General features: G+C 43.3%; 7 protein-coding genes. 6 read left to right on the forward strand and 1 reads right to left on the reverse strand.

The window, feature by feature from the left end; genetic code table 11:
• The first annotated feature begins 750 nt into the window (after positions 1-750).
• The 3 genes from RIM23_RS29415 to RIM23_RS29425 are packed head-to-tail and all read left to right on the forward strand — an operon-like array spanning position 751 to position 3,401.
• The gene (locus RIM23_RS29415) at positions 751-1,347 is read left to right on the forward strand and encodes a hypothetical protein (protein ID WP_446371870.1); all 597 of its coding nucleotides are present in this window, start codon (positions 751-753) and stop codon (positions 1,345-1,347) included.
• Between the two features lie 50 nt (positions 1,348-1,397).
• Positions 1,398-2,588, forward strand: a complete 1,191-nt coding sequence (locus RIM23_RS29420; protein WP_446371872.1) for a hypothetical protein — start codon at positions 1,398-1,400, stop codon at positions 2,586-2,588.
• A gap of 18 nt (positions 2,589-2,606) precedes the next feature.
• On the forward strand, positions 2,607-3,401 hold the full coding sequence (locus RIM23_RS29425) for an ABC transporter ATP-binding protein (RefSeq protein ID WP_446371874.1): 795 nt from the start codon (positions 2,607-2,609) through the stop codon (positions 3,399-3,401).
• A gap of 172 nt (positions 3,402-3,573) precedes the next feature.
• On the opposite strand, the gene RIM23_RS29430 is transcribed toward RIM23_RS29425, so the two are convergent.
• Positions 3,574-4,359: a response regulator transcription factor gene (locus RIM23_RS29430; RefSeq protein WP_446371876.1), complete on the reverse strand. Its 786-nt coding sequence runs from the start codon at positions 4,357-4,359 to the stop codon at positions 3,574-3,576.
• 276 nt (positions 4,360-4,635) lie between these two features.
• Here RIM23_RS29430 and RIM23_RS29435 point away from each other — a divergent pair, with 276 nt between their 5' ends.
• The 3 genes from RIM23_RS29435 (at position 4,636) to RIM23_RS29445 (ending at position 6,837) form a co-directional block, all read left to right on the forward strand.
• Positions 4,636-5,046 carry a DUF2294 domain-containing protein gene (locus RIM23_RS29435; protein WP_446371878.1) on the forward strand — a complete coding sequence of 137 codons (411 nt, stop codon included), beginning with the start codon at positions 4,636-4,638 and terminating at the stop codon, positions 5,044-5,046.
• Between the two features lie 219 nt (positions 5,047-5,265).
• Positions 5,266-6,111 (forward strand): transglutaminase-like domain-containing protein, encoded by an 846-nt coding sequence (locus RIM23_RS29440; protein ID WP_446371880.1) that lies wholly within the window; start codon positions 5,266-5,268, stop codon positions 6,109-6,111.
• Between the two features lie 534 nt (positions 6,112-6,645).
• A complete protein-coding gene (locus RIM23_RS29445) occupies positions 6,646-6,837 on the forward strand; it encodes a chlorophyll a/b-binding protein (protein ID WP_446371882.1) in 192 nt (63 codons plus the stop codon).
• Positions 6,838-6,972 lie beyond the last annotated feature (135 nt).

A 6,972-nucleotide genomic window follows, 5' to 3' on the forward strand; every position in this document is an offset into this window, starting at 1 on the left:
GCTATGGGGTTTCTGCTCCCCCGGTTATGGGAGAAGGGCGGGCGCGAGTCAAGTTATCAGTTGGGTGCTCTCATGTTATCTGTAAAACCCGCCCCTACACCCCCCGCTCTAAGAGCTCTTTACCTTAAGTTGACACCAATGAAGGCTTGCACCCCCACTCATTTACCTCATCCTTATGAGAAACGCAATAACTGATACAAAGAGTAAAAATGAATTCCGAATCTGAAAATTATTCCCTCCAGGCACTTAATTCTCTATTAAATAAATATTCTGAGCCTGGAAAAGTTACACAAGTTTTAAATATTAGCTATAGAATTATTAATTTTGATGAGAATATAAAAGAAGTTTTACACGAAACAGATAGGAAAATTATTTATTAGGGGAAGACCAACAAGAACTTCTGTGCTAAGTTTCGGTTTGACAAAACAGATCTCCCTAGAATGCACTTGATCCTTCCTAAATTGCCGATAAATCCTTTTTTATTAAAGCCCTCTTCAAAGAGACCTAAAATTGAAATATTAGTCATTACGGATAATTGGAGTGATGTAAAAAAATTGGAACGCATTGTCAGCAGTGACGACCCCAGGAAGGGCAGAAGGGTTCATACCAGTAGCAAATCGTTTGGACGTTACTATGATGACACATACATTAACCAATATATGCCCGATATGCCAAGAGCATACAATAACAAGGTAGAAATGCTGGTTGATTTAGCTTGTGCATTTTGGAAAGAAAGACAACTTTAAACTTATGTCATCAAATATGGAAACCTTATCAAAATCAGAACAAGACGTTCGACCTAGTTCTTCGACGTTTCGCCTCTCTCCATTGATTCGGATCACTCTTTTGAGTTTATACGTGGCGCTCACTGTACCTCTACCCTTTTTAGCCCAAGTGTCTTCGGCTCCCGTACCGCCAGCATTGTTGTGGGGAGGAATTGGTGTGGGGTTATTAGCGCTTTATGGGGCGTTGAGTGAACGAGTTATTGTGGATGATGAGAAAATTCAGGTGACTTATCCGAAATGGGTTCCTCGTTTTTTCCGTAAGGGTTGGGAGTTACCTTGGGCGGATGTTAAAGATTTAAAAATGCGGACAACGGGACAAGGGGGATTGGTTTACTATTTTGTTAGCAAGTCATCGGAGCAGGCGTATTTATTACCCATGCGTGTGGTGGGATTTGCTCGGTTAGTTAAGTTAGTAGAAACTTACACAGGTATCGATACCACCGATATTCGTCCATTGGCACAACCTTGGATGTATCTAACTTTGTTAGGATTGACGCTATTGTTATTACTCGTAGATGGTTGGACAATTTGGACGGTTTTTAGTCAAGGTTTGCTCCCTTGAAAATTAGGGGATGCTCTGCCTGGGAACGATGATGTATCGGGAAGCCTAGAATGAATTCAACTCAAGACTATATGCATAATTTCGCTATCAAAAAGCAAGAAATTATGGAATTAGTTAATGAATTAGCCAATAAACAAACAAATACTGATAAATTACCAAAGGTTCGCCAAGAAATTCTTGACGAAGTTTCTAGTATTTTAGTCTTTATTCAGAGGCTTGAAATACTGAGTATAAAAAAGAAGCAAGTTGACCAAGGACATGAACCAAGAGTTCTTGAACTTACGAGTATCATTGATGTTTTAATTCCAGCGATTAAATTTGTTGTGGATGGCAAAGCTAGTATTTCTCTGGTAAAACAAACCCGCCTTAGACTGTTGCGATCGCTCCGCCGACACGAATCTTTTTTTCTTATCCTCAGGCGCTCAATTTTTAATAGTTTTATCGATATTTACTATTTAGATTCGGTTCCCACAAAAGTCATTATCGGACTATGTTTTCCTTTTTCAATGGCAGGGATGATCGCACTGATTTCTTCAGTGTATTTTTTGAATTACGGAACACAAACCTCTGAACTATCCCAAGTGAGTCAATCCTTGGAGAAAATTAGCAATGAACGCCGGGAAATAGAACAAGCGTTAGCCAGGATGGAGGAACCTAAAAGAGTGTTAAGCTCATTGACTGGAGAAAGTCGTCAACTATCCTTGGAAGAAAGAATCAGTCAGATTGAATCAACCTTGACATCGCTTGATAATCAGGTCAAGGCGCAACTTCAAGTAATGGAGGAACAAAATCAAGCGGATAAAGAATTAACGATAACCTTGCCCTTTGGGTTGGAAACGATTTCTTTATCTCCAGAAGATTCTCAAATTATTTTCCGTGTGTTTGTGGTTGGCGCATCGGGAGCGTTGGGGAGTGTGGTCAGTATTTTAATTAGGCTTAAGGAGTTTGATGTAGAGTTTCGAGAAATCCTTGATCCAGTCATTCCCTTTTTGATTGGAGCATTTAAGCCAATTATTGGGGCATCATTTGGTGTTTTTCTGTACACCTTAATTAGTTCGGGACTTGTTCCCCTAGATACGAACCCAACCAATGCTACAGGTAGAAAAGAAGATTTATTTTATTTTGCGATCGCGTTTACTGTGGGATTTAGTGAACGGTTAGCAAAAGATGTAATCGCCAGGGCGGAAACGACGGTCAAACTGGTAAATGTTAGAGATGTAGACGAGTCAGGAGAACAATAGTTAAGAATGAACTCGCCCATGGTATATGATGATTCATTATCCCCGACGGTTGCTCAACTCCAACTGAAGCAAGTGAGTTTTGTCACATCAGCTAAAGGGGCGATTCCAGGAACCACTATTCTGGGTGATATTTCTTTTGAGGTAGCTAAAGGCGATCGCATAACCTTAATTGGTCCGTCTGGTGCAGGCAAAAGTTCACTGCTGCGGCTGTTGAACCGATTGAGTGAGCCAACCTGCGGTAAGATTTATCTGGATAATCAAGAGATTCAGACTATTCCTGTGCTTCAGTTACGACGGCAAATTATGCTGGTTCCCCAAGAACCAAAACTATTGGGAATGACGGTACGGGAGGCGCTGGCTTATCCATTGGTGTTACAGCAGCTAGGAAAATCCGCGATCGCGCAACGGATTCAAACCTATGGGGAACGGCTTCACATCCCAGAAAATTGGCTGGAACGCACCGAATTACAACTTTCAGTCGGACAGCGACAACTGGTTGCGATCGCGCGGGCTTTAATTTGTCAACCCCAAATTATCTTACTGGATGAACCCACATCCGCCCTCGATGCGGGGACAGCCTCTCATGTTCTGGGTGTCTTGGCTGACATGGCGGATCAGGATCAGATCACCGTTTTAATGGTCAATCATCAGTTAGACATGGCTAAACTCTTCTGTAATCGGATATTGTATTTACAGACAGGTCAGCTCATACAAGATACATCAGCGACTAATATGGACTGGAACCTGTTACGAGATTCCTTAGTAAAAGCCCAAGCGCAAGCGGCTCAAGAGTGGGGGGTGGAAGAGTTTTAACTATTCACTTGGCACATAGGGTATGGCGCGTGAGTTGTAGGGGCGGGTTTAGGGATTTCGCGCCAGCTATTGATAATAACTTTTGTTCAAAACCCGCCCTGACTTAGTGCACAGTTAACTCCCAGACGCTTCTTGCATCGCGTCTCTAAATTGCTTCCCCTGCACCTGTGTACTATTGCCCCCAAGCTGTACTCGCGGCTACGGGTGCGGCATTGGATCGAGAAGTCGGATAATGATTTTCTTGTCCTCCTACAGTTGATTGGCTGCTCTCCAGCATCTCTGGATTAAACCGATAACCGACATTCCGTACCGTTTGAATTAAACTCGGTTGTCGGGGATCAGTTTCAATTTTTTTACGCAATGAGAGGACATGGGTATCAATAGTACGGGGATTGTCAATAGCATCGGGCCACGCCCGACGTAGTAATTCAGAACGACTCAATGGTAGTCCTTCAGCTTGGGTTAAGACGTAGAGCAAACTAAATTCCTGAGGAGTTAAATCAACAAACTCTCCTTGGTAACAAACTCGGCGCTGGACTAAATCAATTTTGAGATCACCATATTCCAGCGTCATTGGTACAGCCGTCATCCGGATGCGTCGAATCAGCGCCTCAACTCTTGCCAGAAATTCCTGCATCCCAAAGGGTTTAGTCAGATAATCATCAGCACCGGCTTTTAACCCTTGGACAATATCGGCTTCGTGATTACGGGCAGACAGCATTAAAATTAAAGAACGTCGCTGCTGCTGAATCCAGCGGCAAAACTCTACTCCATCGCCATCGGGCAAGTCAGAGTCGAGAATGACGAGAGTGGGTTGGCGATTGTAGAATGTCTCTCTGGCTTGATAGAGGGTGGCGGATTGATAAACCCAATAGTTCGCCTGCTGCAAGTGCCAACCTAGCAGCGATCGCAAATGGGGATTTCCCTCAATAATCTGAATACAAACCGATGAGCCCACGGCATTTTGCTTCCTTTTTCGGCGTTGTTACTTAGGTTAACAAAGCTAATGTCAAGATTTTGTAACAACTGTTACTCTAGATAGTGATTCGCCATTGGTCATATCTTGGCTACTAATGCATCTCATCAGATGCTCCCAGAGGACTTGGTGGACGTGAGCAGATGCAACCTGTGCGATCAAGAGTTTGAGTGTGACATTTTGTGATACGCTTAATTTCCAAGCATCCATCTGAGCTAATTCATCGCTATCGTCCTCTACGTTACGTCCGTTACGTCTATGTCAAAAAAAGCACTTCCGACCCGTGGGCAGTTGGAACGCAACCTCTCCCAAGGAGTACAATCACTGTACCGTGAGCAACTTGGGCATCAACCGAGCCAAATAACTAGCAGTATTCAAGGCAATAGAGTTACGCTTATTCTGGAAGATGCCGTTACTCAGCCAGAGCAGTTACTCGCTAACCAGGGAGAGGAAGCCCTAACCCAGCAGGTGCGATCGGATTTGAATGCCGCGATCAAGCCTCTATTGAGAGAGCTAATCCAGGAAATTTTGGGAGTAGAGGTGGTTGATTTGCTTAGCGATACCACCCTAGAAACCAAAAGACTGGGAATCATCGCGGTGTTAGCCGAGCCTCCTCAATGTCGCTCTTCGGGTTCAACTGCCAAACAGCCGACTCATAAAGCTTCTTAAGATTAAGAAGTAGGTGGGCACAGGTTAACGTTAAGCTCGTCATTAGTCATTGGTTATTTATCGTTTGTTATTTCCAATAAAAATTCTATTTTTATCGCAATTATTATACTCGATATTGTCGATTAAAAAAATGTGACTTAAGGAAGATTAATATAAATGCCAAATAATGGCAAATTTACTTTACTAGAGAAAAACTCAAAACTCATTCTCCTTTAGATTATGAAATTCAAGCTGGGCTGTAAATTAAACTATAGTGTTGCGTCAAGCAGTACCCTTATTTTAAATATCAGTGTTGTTGAGAAAAAATATCAAAAAATCCGGCAAGAAAGCTTGCAAATAGAACCATCCATGAATTATGAGGAGTATGTTACTCCTGTGATGGAAAACCGATATCTACGAATCAATGCATCCCCCAGTGACTTGCAGATTTCCTATCAAGCAACTGTGGATTTATCTTATAGCGATGAAGATCCCAGTTCGATTGCGGAAATTCCTCCGGCTAAGTTACCATTAGAAAACTTACATTACCTCTACCCATCGCGTTACTGTGAGTCAGATCGGCTTATGCGTCTGGCACAGCATGAGTTTGGTAATTTGATTCCTGACTATTCCCGAGTTACGGCTATCTGTAACTGGATTTACGATAACGTCACCTATTTGTCAGGTAGCACCAATCAACATACCTCGGCTTATGATACCGCAACAGAACGAGCGGGAGTTTGTCGAGATTTTGCCCATTTGGGGATTGCTTTTTGTCGGGCGTTAAATATTCCGGCTCGATTTGTTACTGGATATGCCTACAATTTAGAACCCCAAGATTTCCATGCCTATTTTGAGGCATATTTAGGCGATCGCTGGTATTTGTTTGACCCTACCAGACTCGCCCCCGGTAATGGGTTCATTCGGATTGGGATAGGGCGAGATGCTGCTGATGTAGCCTTTGCCACTATTTTTGGCAATGTTCAGATGGAGTATAAGGATGTTTTTGTAGAAGCGGTTCCGGATCAAGATGGGAAAACGCCTCATCTACCCGACTATACCGATCGCGCGATCGCACTAATATAGCAAAAGTAGGAATCATTACAATACTCCTCGGATAAGCCTTGAGTAGAAGGGCAGTAGGTTGGGTTGAGGTAACGAAACCCAACGTTTTACTAAGTTTGTTGGGTAACGCTTGCGCTCAAATTTTCCTTTTTTCTGTCTTTAGTATGAAGGAAATTGTAGGGGTTAGGACACATCATTTATGTAGAGACGCGCCATGGCGCGTCTCTACAATAGTGCCTTTGTCCTAATCGATGTGTCTACTGCTATAATTCAGATTTGACACCATTCTCTTCTCAACTGGAAACTGTAGGGGCGCAAAGCCTTTGTCAACTGAAGGCTGAAACCCTTCCTTAATAAAAGCTCCCCCTTAAAAAGGGGGATGCGAGGGGGATCTAAATTTTGAGCGCGAGTCAGGTGGATGAAGCATTACTAACATCGATACCGAAAGATAAACAATCCAGAAGTTTCTCACCTAAGAGGGATAACATTAGCCTCAATTAACGTTACATTTATTTACAAAGGCAATCATAGATAACTTAAACGGAGAATTAGAGTATGACAAACCAACCCACTACACCAGCACCCGAAACCCTCACCAGTCCCGAACAACGCAATGCTTGGAGATTTGGCTTCAGCCCCCAAGCCGAAATTTGGAATGGTCGTCTAGCCATGCTAGGCTTCATTATTGCCCTATTCGTTGAGTACTTTTCGGGTCAAGGAGTTCTGCACGCATTAGGAATCATTTGACATCCTCCCCCGGCTAAAGAGCGCGGGGGATTCCTCACCACGCCACCTTTAGCCGGGGTGGTCGCTGATTGGGGTTGACGCTTCGCTGAAGGTTGCCTCCAAATGAGGTCTTACACCCTCTCCACGTCCGTTTAT

This window comes from Coleofasciculus sp. G3-WIS-01 (assembly GCF_040223135.1).
Classification (GTDB): domain Bacteria; phylum Cyanobacteriota; class Cyanobacteriia; order Cyanobacteriales; family Coleofasciculaceae; genus Coleofasciculus.

Coding starts and splice junctions, on each gene's coding strand:
- RIM23_RS29415 (WP_446371870.1), top strand. CDS start 751: ATGTCATCAAATATGGAAACCTTATCAAAATCAGAACAAGACGTTCGA.
- RIM23_RS29420 (WP_446371872.1), top strand. CDS start 1,398: ATGAATTCAACTCAAGACTATATGCATAATTTCGCTATCAAAAAGCAA.
- RIM23_RS29425 (WP_446371874.1), top strand. CDS start 2,607: ATGGTATATGATGATTCATTATCCCCGACGGTTGCTCAACTCCAACTG.
- RIM23_RS29435 (WP_446371878.1), top strand. CDS start 4,636: ATGTCAAAAAAAGCACTTCCGACCCGTGGGCAGTTGGAACGCAACCTC.
- RIM23_RS29440 (WP_446371880.1), top strand. CDS start 5,266: ATGAAATTCAAGCTGGGCTGTAAATTAAACTATAGTGTTGCGTCAAGC.
- RIM23_RS29445 (WP_446371882.1), top strand. CDS start 6,646: ATGACAAACCAACCCACTACACCAGCACCCGAAACCCTCACCAGTCCC.